Genomic DNA, 15,153 nt, shown 5'->3' on the forward strand with positions numbered 1-15,153 from the left:
TCGGCGGATACGAAAAAGGCGCGCCGGGCAGCCGGCGCGCCTTTTTGTTTCGGCCATGCCGCCGTCATCGCGAGCGGCGAAGCGATCCAGCGTCTCGGCCTATGTCTCCTGGTGCTTGGCCGCGCTCGCAGTGACAGGAGCCCTCCGCGTCACATATTGGCGTAGCCCGGACCACCGCCGCCCTCCGGCACGGTCCAGGTGATGTTCTGGGCAGGGTCCTTGATGTCGCAGGTCTTGCAGTGGACGCAGTTCTGCGCGTTGATCACGAAGCGCGGCCCTGTCCTGGCCGCCTCGTCGGCGTAGACCACCTCGTAGACGCCGGCCGGACAGTAGAGCCGCGCCGGCTCGCCGTAGAGCGGCAGGTTCCGCTCGATCGGGATCGAGGGGTCGGTCAGCTTGAGATGCGCCGGCTGGTCCTCCTCGTGATTGGTCGAGGACAGGAAGACCGACGAGAGCTTGTCGAACGAGATCTTGCCGTCGGGGCGCGGATAAATGATCGGCTTGACCTCGGCGAGGGGTTTGAGCGTCTCGTGGTCGGCCTTGCCGTGCTTGAGCGTGCCGAAGGGCGACCAGCCCAGAAGCTGGTTCAGCCACATGTCGACCCCGCCGAGCGCGATGCCGAGCATGGTGCCGTATTTCGACCAGAGCGGCTTGACGTTGCGCACCGGCGCGAGGTCGCGCCCGATCGGTCCGTCGCGCCAGCCCGCCTCGATCTCGACGACCTCGTCGTGCGAACGGCCGGCCGCGAGCGCCGGCGCCAGCTTCTCGGCCGCCAGCATGCCCGAGAGGATCGCGTTGTGGCTGCCCTTGATGCGCGGCACGTTGACGAAGCCCGCCGCGCAGCCGATCAGCGCCCCGCCCGGGAAGGTCAGCTTCGGAACCGACTGGAAGCCGCCCTCGGTGATGGCGCGGGAGCCGTAGGAGAGGCGTTTGCCGCCCTCGAAGACGTCGCGGATCAGCGGATGGGTCTTGAAGCGCTGGAACTCGTCGAAGGGCGAGAGCGTCGGATTCTCGTAGTTGAGATGCACGACGAAGCCGACCGAAACCAGGTTGTCGTCGAAATGGTAGAGGAAGGAGCCGCCGCCGGTGGCGCCGTCGAGCGGCCAGCCGAAGGAATGCTGCACCCTTCCCTTGTGAAACTTCTCCGGCCTGACCTGCCAGATCTCCTTGAGGCCGATGCCGTATTTCTGCGGTTCGCGATCCTTGTCGAGGCCGAACTTGCGGATCGCGATCTTGGAGAGCGAGCCGCGCGCGCCCTCGCCCAGCAGCGTGTAGCGGCCGCGCAATTCCATGCCGCGGGTGTAGCGCTCGGAGATCTCGCCGTTCCTGGCGACGCCCATGTCGCCGGTGGCGACGCCGAGCACCGCGCCGTTCCCGTCGAAGAGCAGTTCGGCCGCGGCGAAGCCCGGATAGATCTCGACGCCGAGCGCCTCGGCGCGGCCCGCCAGATACTTCGCCACGAGGCCGAGCGAGCCGACGAGGTTGCCGTGGTTGCTCATCAGCTTCGGCATGCCGAAATTGGGAAGGCGGACGCCGTTGGGCTCGGTCAGGAAATAGAACACGTCCTCGCTGACCTCCGTCGTCAGCGGCCGCGCCTCGTCCTTTCGCCAGTCGGGCAGCAGCGCGTCGAGGCCGACGGGATCGATCACCGCGCCCGAGAGGATGTGCGCGCCGACCTCGGCGCCCTTCTCGACCACGACGACGGTGAGATTCTCGTCGAGTTGCTTGAGCCGGATCGCGGCGGCCAGGCCCGCGGGGCCCGCGCCGACGATGACGACGTCGTAGTCCATGCTCTCGCGCGGCTCGCGTTGCGCTTCCTCGAGATTCATCCTGCCCTCCGCGCGGCCCATGCCAGGGCTCAATCTAATTAGTTTATATATGAACTATCTTGTCCGCCGGTTCAAGCCGGGGATCGCCCAGTCTGGAAACCCTCTATCCAAGCGGCCGTTCCATTTTGCAACCGCGCCGCTCGCGAAAGCGCGCGGCGCCATGGTATGGACTGAAGAATGATCGCAGAGCCCGTCCCGCATCCGTCCGAACTCGTCGCCTGGTATGCCGAGGCCGGGGTGACCGAGGCGCTGGACGAGACGCCGCGAAATCATTTTGCGGAAGCTTCGCATTTCGCCGAGGCGCCGCCGGTTCAGGCGGAGCGCGCCGCTCCCCAGCCGAGACCCCTGCCCGCTCCGACGCCGGCCGCTCCGGTCCGCGCCCTTCCTGCGGCCGCGACGACGCCGGACGAGGCGCAGTCCTCGGCGCAGGCGCTCGCCCGCGAGGCGACGAGCCTCGACGAGCTCAAGGCGGCGCTGGCGCGGTTCGAGGGCTGCGCGCTGAAGGCGACCGCCAAGAGCCTCGTCTTCGCCGACGGCAGGCCGGGGGCGAGGCTGATGCTGGTCGGCGAGGCGCCGGGCGCCGACGAGGACCGGATCGGCCTGCCCTTCGTCGGCCGCTCGGGCCAGTTGCTCGACCGGATGCTGGCGGCGATCGGCCTGACGCGGGCCGAGGATGTCTACATCACCAACCTGCTGCCCTGGCGGCCGCCCGGCAACCGCACGCCGACGCCGCAGGAGGTCGCGATCTGCATGCCCTTCGTGCAGCGCCACATCCAGCTCGCCAACCCCGACATACTGGTCTGCGTCGGCGCGCCCTCGACGCAGGCTTTGCTCGGCCTGTCCGGCATCCTGGCCTCGCGCGGAAAGTGGATGCAGTACGACACCGGCGCGCGGACAATCAGGGCGATGGCGACGCTGCACCCGGCCTATCTGCTGCGCCAGCCGCTGCAGAAGCGGCTGGCCTGGCGCGATCTCAGGGCGCTGAAGGCGGCGCTGGAGACTGCGAACTGAATGACTGCGATCTGTCTGCGACCAGTTGACATATGTCGCCTGATCGCTTGCATGATCCGGTCGGTCAGGAGCAAAGCGCTGGCGGCTCTTCGGGCGGATGGAAGATCATCGTAGATCGACGTCAAGCTGCAAGCACGCATCCTTCGCCGCCTCGATGCCCTGGAAGGCGCCGCCCGGCCGGACGATCTCAATCTGCCCGGCTTCGACCTCCATGCGCTGCGGGGATTCAGGCCGACCGCTACACTGTCCATGTCAACGGGCCTTGGTGCATCACCTTTGCTTTCGACGGCCCGGACGCAGTTGCGGTCGACCTTGAAAACTATCACTGAGACCAGCCGAGGAAGGCCAACCCATGACCGAATTTCCCGCCATCGGCAGCCGTGGCAGACCGCCGACCCATCCCGGCGCGCTGCTGCGTGAAGACATCATTCCCGCCACGGGCAAGTCGAAGGCCGAGATCGCGCGCCTGCTCGGCATCTCGCGCCAGCATCTCCACGATATTCTGAGCGAGACCAAACCGGTGTCGCCGGCCGTCGCGGTGCGGCTCGGCAAACTTTTCGGCAATGGCGTCGGCCTCTGGGTCCGGATGCAGTCCGCGCTGGACACTTGGCATGCCGAACGGGAGGTCGACGTTTCCGGCATCCCGACGCTTTCGGCTGCATAAAGGCGCTGGACGCGGCGGCGTGACGCTGCGACATCGCGGACCGCAGTTTGCAACGCGCCGTTTGACTAGTGTCGCATCCGGCAGCGATGCTGACGGGGCCTCAGTCGTTCCAGACGCCTCCCGCGCCGCCGGACGGAGCCTTTGCGATGACGATCGACGCCTTCCTGCTCTCGCGGATCCAGTTCGCCTTCACCATCTCGTTCCACATCGTCTTCCCGGCCTTCACCATCGGGCTCTCGGCCTATATCGCGACGCTGCTGGGGATGTGGCTGAAGACGGGCGACAAGAAATACCACACGCTGGCGCGGTTCTGGACCAAGATATTCGCGGTCTCCTTCGCGATGGGCGTCGTCTCCGGCATCGTGCTGTCCTATCAGTTCGGCACCAACTGGAGCCGGTTCTCGGTCGTGGTCGGCAACGTCATCGGGCCGCTGATCGGCTACGAGGTGCTGACCGCCTTCTTCCTCGAAGCCTCCTTCCTCGGCGTGATGCTGTTCGGCTGGACGCGGGTGCCGCCCTGGCTGCATTTCCTCTCGGCCTGCATCGTCGCCGGCGGCACGGCTCTGTCGGGCTTCTGGATCCTCTCGGCCAATAGCTGGATGCAGTACCCGGCCGGGCACGAGGTCCGCGACGGCATCGCCTATCCGCTCGACTGGCTGAAGATCATCTTCAACCCGACCTTCCCCTCGCGCTTCATGCACATGATGACGGCGGCCTACCTCACCACCGCCTTCGTCGTGCTGGCGACCGGCGCGCGCCATCTGCTCGCGGGCCACAGGACCGAAACGGCGAAGACGATGGTGCGGATGGCGATCCTGATGATCGCCATCACCGCGCCGGCCCAGGCGCTGATCGGCCACCGCCAGGGCCAGGACACGGCCAAGTACCAGCCGGCCAAGCTCGCCGCGATCGAGGCGCATTGGGATTCATCCAGACCCGCCCCGCTGGTGCTCTTCGCCTGGCCCGACGAGGAGAAGGGCGTCAACCGCTTCGAGATTTCGATCCCCGGCCTCGCCAGCCTGATGACCCATGGCAGCATGGACGCGCTGTTTCCGAGCCTGAACGATTTCGCCGTGCAGGACAGGCCGCCGGTGAAGATTCCGTTCTTCGGCTTCCGGATCATGTTCGGCATCGGCGTCTTCATGATCCTGTTCGGCTGGCTCGGCGCCTTCCTGTGGTGGAAGGGCCGTGTCTTCGAGGAACGGCGCTGGCTCTGGGTGGCGCAATACACCTGGCCGCTCGGCTTCGTCGCCATTCTGGCGGGGTGGTTCGTGACCGAGGTCGGCCGCCAGCCCTGGATCGCGACCGGCGTGCTGCGCTCCAAGGACGCGATCTCGCCGGTCACCATGGCGCAGGTCGCGATCTCGCTCGGGCTGTTCGTCTTCGTCTACTGCGTCGTCTTCTCGGCCGGCGTGCTGCTGATCAACCGGCTGATCGACAAGGGGCCGGACGCGATCACCGGCGCGGAGCCGCCGCAGCAGCCCTCGCAGCGGCCGCTGAAGGCTGCGCAGGCGCCGGCCTCGGAGCTGTTCGGCGACGGGCGCCCCGGCGACGACAAGATCCAGCCGCAGACCTGAGGGGAGAGCCGCTATGGAATGGTATCTCCCCGTGATCTGGGCCGGGCTGATCGGCACGGCGGTCATGCTCTATGTCGTGCTCGACGGCTTCGACCTCGGCATCGCGATCCTGTTCCCGGCCACCAAGGACGAGGCCGAGCGCGACCAGATGATGAATTCGGTCGCGCCGTTCTGGGACGGCAACGAGACCTGGCTGGTGCTCGGCGGCGGCGGGCTCTGGGTCGCGTTCCCGACGGCCTACGCCATCATCATGCCGGCCTTCTACCTGCCGGTGACGCTGATGCTGCTGGCGCTGATCTTCCGCGGCGTCGCCTTCGAGTTCCGCTGGGTCGCCAAGCCGAAGCACCAGATCTGGGACCTCGCCTTCTGGGCCGGCTCGACGCTGGCGGCCTTCTCGCAGGGGCTGATCCTCGGCGGCATGATCCAGGGCATCGCGGTGGTCGACCGGCAGTTCGCCGGCGGGCCTTTCGACTGGTTCACGCCGTTCACCCTGATGTGCGGGGCGGGCGTCGTCGTCGGCTACGCGCTGCTCGGCGCGACCTGGCTGATCTACAAGACGGACGGGCCGGTCGCGGCCCGCGCCCGCGCCCAGGCGAAGCTGCTGCTGCTGGGCCTGCTCGCCTTCGCCATCGTCGTCTCGCTGTGGACGCCCTACGCCCATCCGCGCATCGCCGAGCGCTGGTTCACCTGGCGGCACATGGCGCTGCTCTGGCCCTTCCCGGTGTTGACGGCGCTATGCGGACTCATCGCCTGGCGGCGGCTGCACGGCAGGCACGAGTTCACGCCCTTCGCGCTGACCATCGCGATCTTCGTGCTGTGCTTCCTCGGGCTGGCGATCTCGAACTACCCCTATCTGGTGCCGCCGAGCCTGACGATCTGGGACGTCGCGGCGACGCCGGCCTCGCACATCTTCGTGCTGATCGGGGTGAGCTTCCTGCTGCCGATGATCCTGTTCTACACCGCGTTCGTGTACTGGACGTTTCGCGGCAAGGTGAAGATCGACGGCGGGTATCATTGAGGGCGTGGCTGGCCGACCGCGTCACGGCAGATCATCCGGCCGCGACGGCGCCATATGCAGGACGCGCAAGAATCGGATCGAGCGCGTCTTCTCATGGGCGACATTGAAGGACAACGCCAAATTTCGACGTTGTCCGGGAGCCTTGTGGCAAGACTTGAGTTTCTGCCCGGGGTCGCGGAGATTGGCGGCCGGGCAGAGCGGAGCGCCAAAGATGCAGTGGGAAGATTACCGCCAGTCCGGCAATCTCGAGGACCGGCGCGGCGGCGGCGGCGATTTCGCCGGCCTTCCCGGCGGGCGCGGCGGCCTGGGCATCGGCACCATGGTCGTGCTCGGCCTCGTCGGCTGGGCGCTCGGCATCGATCCGCGCCTGCTGATCGGCGGGGCGGAGATGATCGGCGGCATCGGCGGCCGGCAGGCGCCGACGCAGGAGAACCGTCGCCCGGCCGGGCCGCCGGCCGACGACATCGGCCGCTTCGTCTCCGCCGTGCTGGCGCAGAACGAGGACGTCTGGAACAAGCTCCTGCCGCAGCAGGCCAACCGCCGCTACGAGCAGCCGCGCCTCGTGCTGTTCGACCGGGTCACCAACTCGGCCTGCGGCCGGGCGCAATCGGCGATGGGGCCGTTCTACTGCCCGCCCGACAAGCGCATCTATCTCGACACCTCCTTCTTCAAGGAGATGGAGCGCAAGCTCGGCGGCGGCGGCGATTTCGCCCAGGCCTATGTCATCGGCCACGAGGTCGGCCACCATGTCCAGAACCTGATCGGCATCCTGCCCAAGGCGAACGAACTGCGCGAGCGCTCCTCCGAGCGGGAGGCCAACCTGATCTCGGTCCGGATCGAGCTTCAGGCCGACTGCCTCGCCGGCGTATGGGCCAACAGCATCCAGGCCATGGGCCGCATCGAAGCTGGCGACGTCGACGAGGCGATGCGCACCGCCGCCGCGATCGGCGACGACAGGTTGCAGGGCGCCTCGCGCGGCCAGGTCGTGCCAGATTCCTTCACCCACGGCTCCTCCGCCCAGCGCACGCGCTGGTTCACGGCGGGGCTGAGGAGCGGGACCATGCAGAGCTGCGACACCTTCAGAACGAACCAGCTCTGAGCCAGTTTCCCGCACGCTCGCGCCTGACCGGCAGCCGGCGCGGCGCGGCGTCGAGCCTCCCCGCCATCACCAGCGTCTTGGGCAGAACCAGCCCCGCACGCAGACGCCGCCCGCCGAAGGATATCGCCGCCCGTTCGCGCAGCGACCCGGCGACGCCGCGCAGCGCGATCAGCGCCGGCGCGCCGGGGCTCAGCATCAGGTGCCGGTCGACGATCCGGGCCCAATGCGGCTGCGGCACGTCGCCCGAATCGAGCAGCAGGAGCCAGTCGCCGCGCGCCTGCGCCGCGCCGAGATGCCAGCCCTCGGCCCCGCCGGCGCGCAGATAGCTCGCGCCGGTCGCGTCGGCGAGCCGCTCGATCTCGGCGTCGCCCGTCGCATCGACGACGACGGCATGGCCGAGGAAGCCGTCCGCCACGGCCGGGATCAGCACGGAGAAAGTCGCGGCAATGGCGGAAGCGTGGCCATCCGCCCGGATGACGGCTGTGAGCATCCGCAATCCTTATGACGCAGCGCAGCATGCCGCAATCCCGCCGCTTGCAATCCGTTCCCTTTATGTTCACATTCGGATCGGAAGACAGGCCGATTCCCGGCTGCCCTCTACAGCGTTCGGTTATGCCATGACGCACGCCAGACCCTCTTCGCGACGGCTAGCCGCCCAGTTGCTGCGGCGGCGCGACGTCGAGCCGGCTTCGGTTTCGGCCCGCGTCGCGCCGCCGGAGCCGCTCGCCTATGCCGGCCATCGCATCGATCCCGAGCGGCGACGCGGGCGCGGCGCGACGATCAATCCGGGCGGACGCTACGAGGCCGAGCAGCGCGTCGGCGAGGACGACGGCTGGGGGTCGCTGGGAGAACTGCCGGCGTTCAGGACCGAGGTCTCGATCGAGAAGGCGCGCACGATCATCACGAGAAACGACTCCCCCGACATCTCGTTCGACCGCTCGATCAACCCCTATCGCGGCTGCGAGCATGGCTGCGTCTACTGCTTCGCGCGGCCGACCCACGCCTATCTCGGCCTCTCGCCCGGACTCGATTTCGAGAGCAAGCTGACGGCCAAGCCGGATGCCGCGATTCTGCTGGAGAAGGAACTCTCGGCCGCCTCCTACACGCCGCGCACGATCGCGATCGGCACCAATACCGACGCCTACCAGCCGATCGAGAAGAAGCTCCGGATCATGCGCTCGATCCTGGAGGTGCTGGCGCGTTTCAACCACCCGGTCGGGATCGTGACGAAATCGGCTCTGGTGCAGCGCGACATCGACATCCTCGCGCCCATGGCGGCGCAGGGGCTGGCCAAGGTCGCGCTCTCGATCACGACGCTCGATCCGAAAGTCGCGCGCACGATGGAGCCGCGCGCCGCCTCCCCGGCCAAGCGGCTCGAGACCATCCGCCGATTGTCGGAGGCCGGCATCCCGGTCACCGTGCTGGTCGCGCCGATCATCCCGGCGATCAACGAGCACGAGATCGAGCGCATTCTCGACGCGGCGAAGGCGGCCGGCGCGACCGAGGCCGGCTATGTGCTGCTGCGGCTGCCGCTGGAGGTGAAGGATCTCGTGCAGGACTGGCTGCTGACGCACCACCCCGACAAGCTGCGCCATGTCGTCTCGCTGATCCGCTCGACGCGCGGCGGCAAGGATTACGACGCCGCCTGGGGCCAGCGCCAGGTCGGCTCTGGGCCTTACGCCTGGATGATCGGCCGGCGCTTCGAGATGGCGGCCGAGCGCCTGGGCTTCAACGGCGCGCGGCTGAGGCTGCGCAGCGACCTGTTCGTCAAGCCGGAGAAGGAGAAGGCGCAGCTGAGTTTGTTTTGATGGCTCCGCACGCTGTTAAACCGTCATTGTCCTAGCGATCGATCTGGTCACGGAAGACAGCCTTCGTCATAAGCCTCGCATGCTCCCCGATTTCAGCCGCGAGACGCACGCCATCGCCGACGGCCTCTGGCCCGTCGCCGGGGTCGACGAGGTCGGGCGCGGACCTCTGGCGGGGCCGGTGGTCGCGGCGGCGGTGATTCTCGATCCGGAGCGCGTGCCGCGGGGCCTCGCCGATTCGAAGAGGCTGGGCGCGGCGGAGCGCGAGGCGCTTTTCGGCGAGATCGCGGCCGGCGCGCTCGCCGTCAGCGTCGCCAGCGCCACGGCCGCCGAGATCGACGCGATCAACATCCGGCAGGCGACGCTGCGGGCGATGCGCCGGGCCGTGGCGGGGCTGTCGCTCCGGCCGGCCTTCGTTCTCGTCGACGGCAACGATCCGCCGGCCTTCGCCTGCCGCGCCGAGGCGATCATCGGCGGCGACGGCATCGCCTGCTCGATCGCGGCGGCCTCGATCGTCGCCAAGGTGACGCGCGACGCGATGATGACGCGGCTGTGCGCCCGCTATCCGGCCTATGGCTTCTCGCGTCATGTCGGCTACGGCACGCCGGCCCATCGCGCCGCGCTCCAGTCCCACGGCCCCTGCCCCGAGCACCGCCATTCCTTCGCGCCGGTCAAGGGCGTCTGGCGGCGTTGAGCGGCACGACCGGGAGCGGTTCTCCATCATGGTCGGGCTTGTCCCGACCATGACCGACCTGGTTGGCCGAGCGCTCTGACGAAGACGTGGATGCTCGGCACGAGGCCGAGCATGACGGCGAGGGCGGCACCGCGCCGGACACAGTTCCGCGTTAACTCCGGCTTAGGAATTTCCCCTTGCCCGCCAAGGGGCTAGGCAAAAGCTGCAGCCCCAAAACGAGACGCATTTTTTTCAAACGGGAAACCCGGCTTTTACCCTGACCGCGCATGATCGCCCACGTTGAAGTTGCGTAACGGTCTTGGGTCGTCATGGGTGTTTTGCGTACCGGGACCACCAGCGCCGCCGTCCGGATTCAGGTTTCGCGTACCGGACGGCCCGCGCTGGAGTCACGGATCAGGGCCAAGGCCCTTGCCGAGATCATCAGCCCCGCCTCTGAACTCCCGCTCGACCAGGTGATCGTCGGCGACTGCGTCGCCGCGATCGCGGCTTTGCCGGCGGCCAGCGTCGACCTCGTCTTCGCCGACCCGCCCTACAATCTCCAGCTCGGCGGCGATCTCCGCCGGCCCGACGACAGCCTGGTCGACGCGGTAAACGACGACTGGGACAGGTTCGCCTCCTTCGCCGAATACGACGCCTTCACCCGCGCCTGGCTGACCGCCTGTCGCCGCGTGCTGAAGCCGAATGGAGCGCTCTGGGTCATCGGCAGCTACCACAACATCTTCCGCGTCGGGTCGATCCTGCAGGATCTCGGCTTCTGGATGCTGAACGACATCGTCTGGCGCAAGGCCAACCCGATGCCGAACTTCCGCGGCCGGCGCTTCACCAACGCGCATGAGACGCTGATCTGGGCGGCGCGGGGCGAGAACTCGAAATACACCTTCCACTACGAGGCGCTCAAAGGCGGCAACGACGACCTCCAGATGCGCTCGGACTGGTATCTGCCGCTCTGCACCGGCGAGGAGCGCCTGAAGGACAATGCTGGCGCGAAGGTGCATCCGACGCAGAAGCCAGAGGCCCTGCTCGCCCGCGTCATGCTCTCGGCCAGCAATCCCGGCGACGTGATCCTCGATCCGTTCTTCGGCACCGGCACCACGGGAGCGGTCGCAAAGGCGCTCGGCCGGCATTTCATCGGCTGCGAGCGCGAGCAGGTCTATGCGGACGCAGCACGCAGGCGCATCGCGGCGATCACGCCGCTGCCGCCGGAAGCGTTCGCCACGGCGCCCTCCAGGCGCGGCGAGCCGCGCGTGGCCTTCCTCAGCCTGGTCGAGGCCGGGCTGGTGAAGGCGGGCGAGACCGTCTTCGACGTGAAGCGCCGCCACGCGGCGATCATCCGCGCCGACGGCACACTCCTGCTCGGCCCGGCCGTCGGCTCGATCCACAAGATCGGCGCGCTGGCGCAGGGCCTGCCGGCCTGCAACGGCTGGACCTTCTGGCATGTCGAGCGCGAGGGCGAGCCGCTGCTGCTCGACATGTTGCGCGGCGAGATCAGGACGCGGATGGCGGCGGCCTGAGCGCTTCCAATCCCGCCTCGACCACCTTCAGCATCAGGCTCGACAGCGGCTCCTCGCGCAGCCTTGCGAGGGGAGTGAAGCGCGTGCCTCGCGGCGCGGCCGTCCTTATCGGCGCGCGGGCGACGAACACCGTCAGCTCCAGCGGGAAATGCGTGAAGACGTGGCGCACCGGCAGGGGGAGCCTGCGCCAGCCTGTCTTCAGCGGCGCGTCGCGCTCGGCGTCGGCCGGCGCATGATCCGCGCTCCACTCGCTGGTCGGCGCCTCGGCCATGCCGCCGAGCAGACCCTTGTCGGGCCGCGTCCGCAGCAGCACCGCGCCGTCATCGCGCAGCAGCACGAAGGCCGAGCCATGGCGGGTGACGCCGGTCTTCTTCGCGCCCTTGCGCGGAAAGGTTTCCTGCGTGCCGGCGGCCCGCGCCCGGCAGGGCTCGCGCCAGGGGCAGAGCGCGCAGGCCGGTGAACGCGGCGTGCAGATCGTCGCGCCGAGATCCATCAGGGCCTGGGCGAAATCGCCCGGCCGCGAGGGCGGCAGCAGGCCGAGCACATGCTCGCGCACCGGCGGCTTGGCGGCGGGCATTTGCTCTTCGATCGCGAAGAGCCGCGTCACCACTCGCTCGACATTGCCATCGACGGCGGCGGCTGGCCGATCGAAGGCGATCGCGGCGACCGCGCCGGCGGTGTAGGCGCCGATGCCCGGCAGCGCGCGCAGGCCCTCCTCGGTGTCGGGAAAGCGGCCGCCATGGTCGGCGACCACCGCCTTCGCGCAGGCGTGGAGGTTGCGGGCGCGGGAGTAATAGCCCAGCCCGGCCCAGGCCTGCATCACCGCCTCGGAGGGTGCGGCGGCGAGCGCCTCGACGGTCGGGAATCGCGCCATGAAGCGCTCGTAATAGGGTTTGACCGCGGCGATCGTGGTCTGTTGCAGCATGATCTCGGAGGCCCAGACCCGGTAAGGATCGGCCGCCGCGCCCGGCGGCGCGCGCCAGGGCAGAACGCGGCGATGGCGGTCGTACCAGGCGAGGAGGTCGGCGGCCTTTGGCGCGGAGGTCATCCGTCGGGTGTAGCGCGGGCAGACGCTTGGACAAGCCCATCGGCCCGCCCCGCCCACAGCCTTGCCGCCGCCCAGGCTCTATTCCACAATGTCCCCATGCCCGCCAAACCTCTCGCAGACCTGATCGACGACTGCCTCGCGCCCGCCCTCAGGGCGCAGGGTTTCGCGGGCCGCGCCATCGTCGCGCTCTGGCCCGAAATCGTCGGCGAACGTCTGGCCCGGCGCTCGCGGCCGCTGAAGATCGACTGGCCGCGGCGGCGGCCGGCGCCGGGCGAGACGCCCGAGCCCGCGACGCTGGTGGTCAGGGTCGAGGGGGCGTTCGCGCTCGACATGCAGCAGGCCGGGCCGCTGGTGCTGGAGCGGGTCAACACGCATCTCGGCTGGCGCGCCGTCGGCAAGCTCGTGCTCAAGCAGGGGCCGGTGTCGACGACGGCGGCCAAGGCGCGACCCGCGCCGCCGGATGCGGCGACGCTGGCGCGCATCGCCGGACAGGTTTCGGGCGTCGCCGATCCCGATCTGCGCGCCGCGCTGGCGCGGCTGGGAACGGCGGTCGCGCAGCGCGGGTCATCGAGTCTCCCGACACGGCTTCGTGAGCGCGACACCGCGGACACCGAACCGATCTTGCCACAATCCTGATGGCCATTATGGTCGCCGCGACCGATTTGACCGTTTCGAGGACTCAAGACCATGACCAACAGGCGACAGCTCCTGACCGGCGCAGCCGGCATCGCCGCCGCCGGCCTGATCGGCCGGTCCGCCGCGCAGGCCCAGTCGGAGCTGGCCACGCCCGGGCCGCTCGGCGACGTCTGGCTCGGTCCGGCCGACGCCAAGGTCACGATCATCGAATATGCCTCGCTGACCTGCGGCCACTGCGCCAATTTCCACAGGGACACCTGGCCGGCGCTGAAGGCGAAATACATCGACACCGGCAAGGCGCGCTTCACCATGCGCGAATTCCCGCTCGATCCGCTGGCCACCGCCGGCTTCATGCTGTCGCGCTGCGGCGGCAACGAGAAATATGTCGCCATGACCGAAATGCTGTTGGCGCAGCAGAAGGCCTGGGCCTTCACCGACAAGCCGGTCGATGCGCTGTCCTCGATGGTCAAGCAGGCCGGTTTCACACAGGAATCCTTCGAGGCCTGCTTGAAACGGCAGGACATCTATGACGCCGTCTCAACCGTGAAGGATCGTGGCGCGAAGGCCGGCGTGAACGCGACGCCGACCTTCTTCATCAACGGGAAGAAGTATTCGGGTGCGCTCTCGATCGCCGAGCTCGACAAGATCCTGGAGCCGCTTCTCGCGGGCTGAGGGCGGCTGGCCTCTTCCCTTCTCCCCTTGCGGGAGAAGGTGGCGCGCAGCGCCGGATGAGGGGTCGCGCTCCCCTCCACGCCATGCTCGCCCTTGGGGCGAGCATCCACGTCCTGGGACACGGCACTCGACGCCGGAAGACGTGGATGGTCGGGACCAGCCCGACCATGACGACCAAACGCAGCGCGACCCCTCATCCGTCTCGGCTTCGCCGGGCCACCTTTTCCCCCGAGGGGAGAAGGGCAGAGGCGTCAGCCCATGCAACTGACGCGCCTGAAGCTCTCCGGCTTCAAGACCTTCGTCGAGCCGACCGAATTCCTGATCGAACCGGGGCTGACCGGCGTCGTCGGGCCCAATGGCTGCGGCAAGTCCAATCTCGTCGAGGCCCTGCGCTGGGTCATGGGCGAAAGCTCGTTCAAGAACATGCGCGGCGCGGGGATGGACGACGTCATCTTCGCGGGCTCGAACGAGCGGCCGGGCCGCAACATGGCCGAGGTCGCGCTGACCCTCGACAACAGCGACCGCAAGGCGCCGGCCGCCTTCAACGAGACCGACGTGCTCGAAGTCACGCGCCGGATCGAGCGCGAGGAAGGCTCGACCTATCGCGTCAACGGCAAGGAGGTCCGCGCGCGGGACGTGCAGCTGCTCTTCGCCGATGCCGCCACCGGGGCGCGCTCGCCGGCGCTGGTGCGGCAGGGCCAGATCAGCGAGATCATCTCGGCCAAGCCGCAGTCGCGCCGGCGCATCCTCGAGGACGCGGCGGGCATCGCCGGGCTGCACAGCCGGCGCCACGAGGCGGAGTTGCGGCTGAAGGGCGCGGAGGACAATCTCGCCCGGCTGGAAGACGTGCTGGCCGGGATCGACCAGCAGATCGAGGCGCTGCAGCGCCAGTCGCGCCAGGCCTCGCGCTATCGCAGCCTCGCCGCCGACATCCGCCGCGCCGAGGCGACGCTCTCGCTGATCGCCCATCGCGAGGCGCGGCTGCAGGCGGCCCAGGCCGAGCAGGCGCTGGAGGCGGCGGTGCGCGCGGTCGCCGACCAGACCGGCATCCAGGCGGAAGCGGCGCGCCTGCAGGCGGTCGCGGCCCATGCCCTGCCGGCCCTGCGCGAGAGCGAGGCCGGGGCGGCGGCGGGCCTGGTCAGGCTCAGGCGCGGGCTCGACGAGATCGAGGCGGAGAACCGCCGCGCAAAATTGCGTGCCGAGGAGCTCGGGCGGCGGCTGGTCGAACTGCAGGGCGACCTCGCCCGGCAGGACGCGATCGCGCGCGACGCCGGCGACAGCCTGGCGCGGCTCGGGGCCGAGGACGAGGCGCTGAACCGCGATGGCGAGAGCGCCGCCGCGACCGCCGAAGCCGCCGGCGCGGCCCTGAGCGAAACCGAGGCCGCGCTCGCCGAGGCCGAGGCCGGGCACGCCGCGCGCCAGACCCAGCTCGCCGAACTGACGGCGCGGCGAGGCGCGCTCGATCGGGCGTTGCGCGAGGCGCGCGAGCGCGAGACGCGCACCGCCTCCGAGCGCGAAAAGCTGCTGCGCGACCAGGCCGCGCTCGACGCCGGCAGCGCCGCGACGCCGCTGGAGGCGCTGCGCGCGAG

Annotated in this window: 14 protein-coding genes and 1 pseudogene; 12 read left to right on the plus strand and 3 right to left on the minus strand. The window is 69.1% G+C overall.

Annotation, left to right across the window (positions count from 1 at the left end):
• Positions 1–149: 149 nt before the first annotated feature.
• The gene (locus AC1RRW_RS08345; protein WP_492900200.1) at positions 150–1,829 is read right to left on the minus strand and encodes an electron transfer flavoprotein-ubiquinone oxidoreductase; all 1,680 of its coding nucleotides are present in this window, start codon (positions 1,827–1,829) and stop codon (positions 150–152) included.
• 177 nt (positions 1,830–2,006) lie between these two features.
• Here AC1RRW_RS08345 and AC1RRW_RS08350 point away from each other — a divergent pair, with 177 nt between their 5' ends.
• From AC1RRW_RS08350 to ypfJ, 6 genes and pseudogenes are all read left to right on the plus strand, one after another.
• Complete coding sequence (locus tag AC1RRW_RS08350; protein ID WP_492900201.1) at positions 2,007–2,840, plus strand: uracil-DNA glycosylase; 834 nt, start codon at positions 2,007–2,009, stop codon at positions 2,838–2,840.
• 51 nt (positions 2,841–2,891) lie between these two features.
• Positions 2,892–3,169: pseudogene (locus AC1RRW_RS08355) on the plus strand (type II toxin-antitoxin system RelE/ParE family toxin).
• A gap of 23 nt (positions 3,170–3,192) precedes the next feature.
• The gene (locus tag AC1RRW_RS08360) at positions 3,193–3,504 is read left to right on the plus strand and encodes a HigA family addiction module antitoxin (protein ID WP_492900202.1); all 312 of its coding nucleotides are present in this window, start codon (positions 3,193–3,195) and stop codon (positions 3,502–3,504) included.
• Between the two features lie 146 nt (positions 3,505–3,650).
• Complete coding sequence (locus AC1RRW_RS08365) at positions 3,651–5,081, plus strand: cytochrome ubiquinol oxidase subunit I (RefSeq protein WP_492900204.1); 1,431 nt, start codon at positions 3,651–3,653, stop codon at positions 5,079–5,081.
• Between the two features lie 13 nt (positions 5,082–5,094).
• Positions 5,095–6,099, plus strand: a complete 1,005-nt coding sequence (gene cydB / locus AC1RRW_RS08370) for a cytochrome d ubiquinol oxidase subunit II (protein ID WP_492900205.1) — start codon at positions 5,095–5,097, stop codon at positions 6,097–6,099.
• A 211-nt stretch (positions 6,100–6,310) separates the two neighbouring features.
• On the plus strand, positions 6,311–7,198 hold the full coding sequence (gene ypfJ / locus AC1RRW_RS08375; RefSeq protein ID WP_492900206.1) for a KPN_02809 family neutral zinc metallopeptidase: 888 nt from the start codon (positions 6,311–6,313) through the stop codon (positions 7,196–7,198).
• On the opposite strand, the gene AC1RRW_RS08380 is transcribed toward ypfJ, so the two are convergent.
• Positions 7,179–7,688, minus strand: coding sequence for a glycosyltransferase family 2 protein (locus tag AC1RRW_RS08380; protein ID WP_492900207.1), 510 nt, complete (start codon positions 7,686–7,688; stop codon positions 7,179–7,181). The genes ypfJ and AC1RRW_RS08380 overlap by 20 nt on opposite strands.
• A 127-nt stretch (positions 7,689–7,815) precedes the next feature.
• Between AC1RRW_RS08380 and AC1RRW_RS08385 the strand changes: the two genes are divergently transcribed.
• The 3 genes from AC1RRW_RS08385 to AC1RRW_RS08395 all read left to right on the plus strand — a co-directional run bounded on the left by AC1RRW_RS08385 (position 7,816) and on the right by AC1RRW_RS08395 (position 11,208).
• Complete coding sequence (locus AC1RRW_RS08385; RefSeq protein ID WP_492900208.1) at positions 7,816–9,006, plus strand: PA0069 family radical SAM protein; 1,191 nt, start codon at positions 7,816–7,818, stop codon at positions 9,004–9,006.
• A 79-nt stretch (positions 9,007–9,085) separates the two neighbouring features.
• On the plus strand, positions 9,086–9,697 hold the full coding sequence (gene rnhB, locus AC1RRW_RS08390) for a ribonuclease HII (RefSeq protein WP_492900209.1): 612 nt from the start codon (positions 9,086–9,088) through the stop codon (positions 9,695–9,697).
• 308 nt (positions 9,698–10,005) lie between these two features.
• A complete protein-coding gene (locus tag AC1RRW_RS08395) occupies positions 10,006–11,208 on the plus strand; it encodes a site-specific DNA-methyltransferase (RefSeq protein WP_492900210.1) in 1,203 nt (400 codons plus the stop codon).
• On the opposite strand, the gene mutY is transcribed toward AC1RRW_RS08395, so the two are convergent.
• A complete protein-coding gene (gene mutY / locus AC1RRW_RS08400) occupies positions 11,183–12,256 on the minus strand; it encodes an A/G-specific adenine glycosylase (RefSeq protein ID WP_492900211.1) in 1,074 nt (357 codons plus the stop codon). The genes AC1RRW_RS08395 and mutY overlap by 26 nt on opposite strands.
• Before the next feature lie 96 nt (positions 12,257–12,352).
• On the opposite strand from mutY, the gene AC1RRW_RS08405 reads away from it, so the two are divergent.
• From AC1RRW_RS08405 to AC1RRW_RS08415, 3 genes are all read left to right on the plus strand, one after another.
• Positions 12,353–12,892 (plus strand): DUF721 domain-containing protein, encoded by a 540-nt coding sequence (locus tag AC1RRW_RS08405; RefSeq protein WP_492900213.1) that lies wholly within the window; start codon positions 12,353–12,355, stop codon positions 12,890–12,892.
• A 51-nt stretch (positions 12,893–12,943) separates the two neighbouring features.
• Positions 12,944–13,564: a DsbA family protein gene (locus tag AC1RRW_RS08410; RefSeq protein WP_492900214.1), complete on the plus strand. Its 621-nt coding sequence runs from the start codon at positions 12,944–12,946 to the stop codon at positions 13,562–13,564.
• 258 nt (positions 13,565–13,822) lie between these two features.
• Positions 13,823–15,153: AAA family ATPase (locus tag AC1RRW_RS08415; protein WP_492900215.1), on the plus strand; the 1,331-nt coding region annotated here is incomplete at its 3' end.

The sequence above is a fragment of the Allobosea sp. GW821-FHT12C12 genome, from assembly GCF_058807355.1.

Coding starts and splice junctions, on each gene's coding strand:
- AC1RRW_RS08345 (WP_492900200.1), bottom strand. CDS start 1,829: ATGAATCTCGAGGAAGCGCAACGCGAGCCGCGCGAGAGCATGGACTAC.
- AC1RRW_RS08350 (WP_492900201.1), top strand. CDS start 2,007: ATGATCGCAGAGCCCGTCCCGCATCCGTCCGAACTCGTCGCCTGGTAT.
- AC1RRW_RS08360 (WP_492900202.1), top strand. CDS start 3,193: ATGACCGAATTTCCCGCCATCGGCAGCCGTGGCAGACCGCCGACCCAT.
- AC1RRW_RS08365 (WP_492900204.1), top strand. CDS start 3,651: ATGACGATCGACGCCTTCCTGCTCTCGCGGATCCAGTTCGCCTTCACC.
- cydB (WP_492900205.1), top strand. CDS start 5,095: ATGGAATGGTATCTCCCCGTGATCTGGGCCGGGCTGATCGGCACGGCG.
- ypfJ (WP_492900206.1), top strand. CDS start 6,311: ATGCAGTGGGAAGATTACCGCCAGTCCGGCAATCTCGAGGACCGGCGC.
- AC1RRW_RS08380 (WP_492900207.1), bottom strand. CDS start 7,688: ATGCTCACAGCCGTCATCCGGGCGGATGGCCACGCTTCCGCCATTGCC.
- AC1RRW_RS08385 (WP_492900208.1), top strand. CDS start 7,816: ATGACGCACGCCAGACCCTCTTCGCGACGGCTAGCCGCCCAGTTGCTG.
- rnhB (WP_492900209.1), top strand. CDS start 9,086: ATGCTCCCCGATTTCAGCCGCGAGACGCACGCCATCGCCGACGGCCTC.
- AC1RRW_RS08395 (WP_492900210.1), top strand. CDS start 10,006: ATGGGTGTTTTGCGTACCGGGACCACCAGCGCCGCCGTCCGGATTCAG.
- mutY (WP_492900211.1), bottom strand. CDS start 12,256: ATGACCTCCGCGCCAAAGGCCGCCGACCTCCTCGCCTGGTACGACCGC.
- AC1RRW_RS08405 (WP_492900213.1), top strand. CDS start 12,353: ATGCCCGCCAAACCTCTCGCAGACCTGATCGACGACTGCCTCGCGCCC.
- AC1RRW_RS08410 (WP_492900214.1), top strand. CDS start 12,944: ATGACCAACAGGCGACAGCTCCTGACCGGCGCAGCCGGCATCGCCGCC.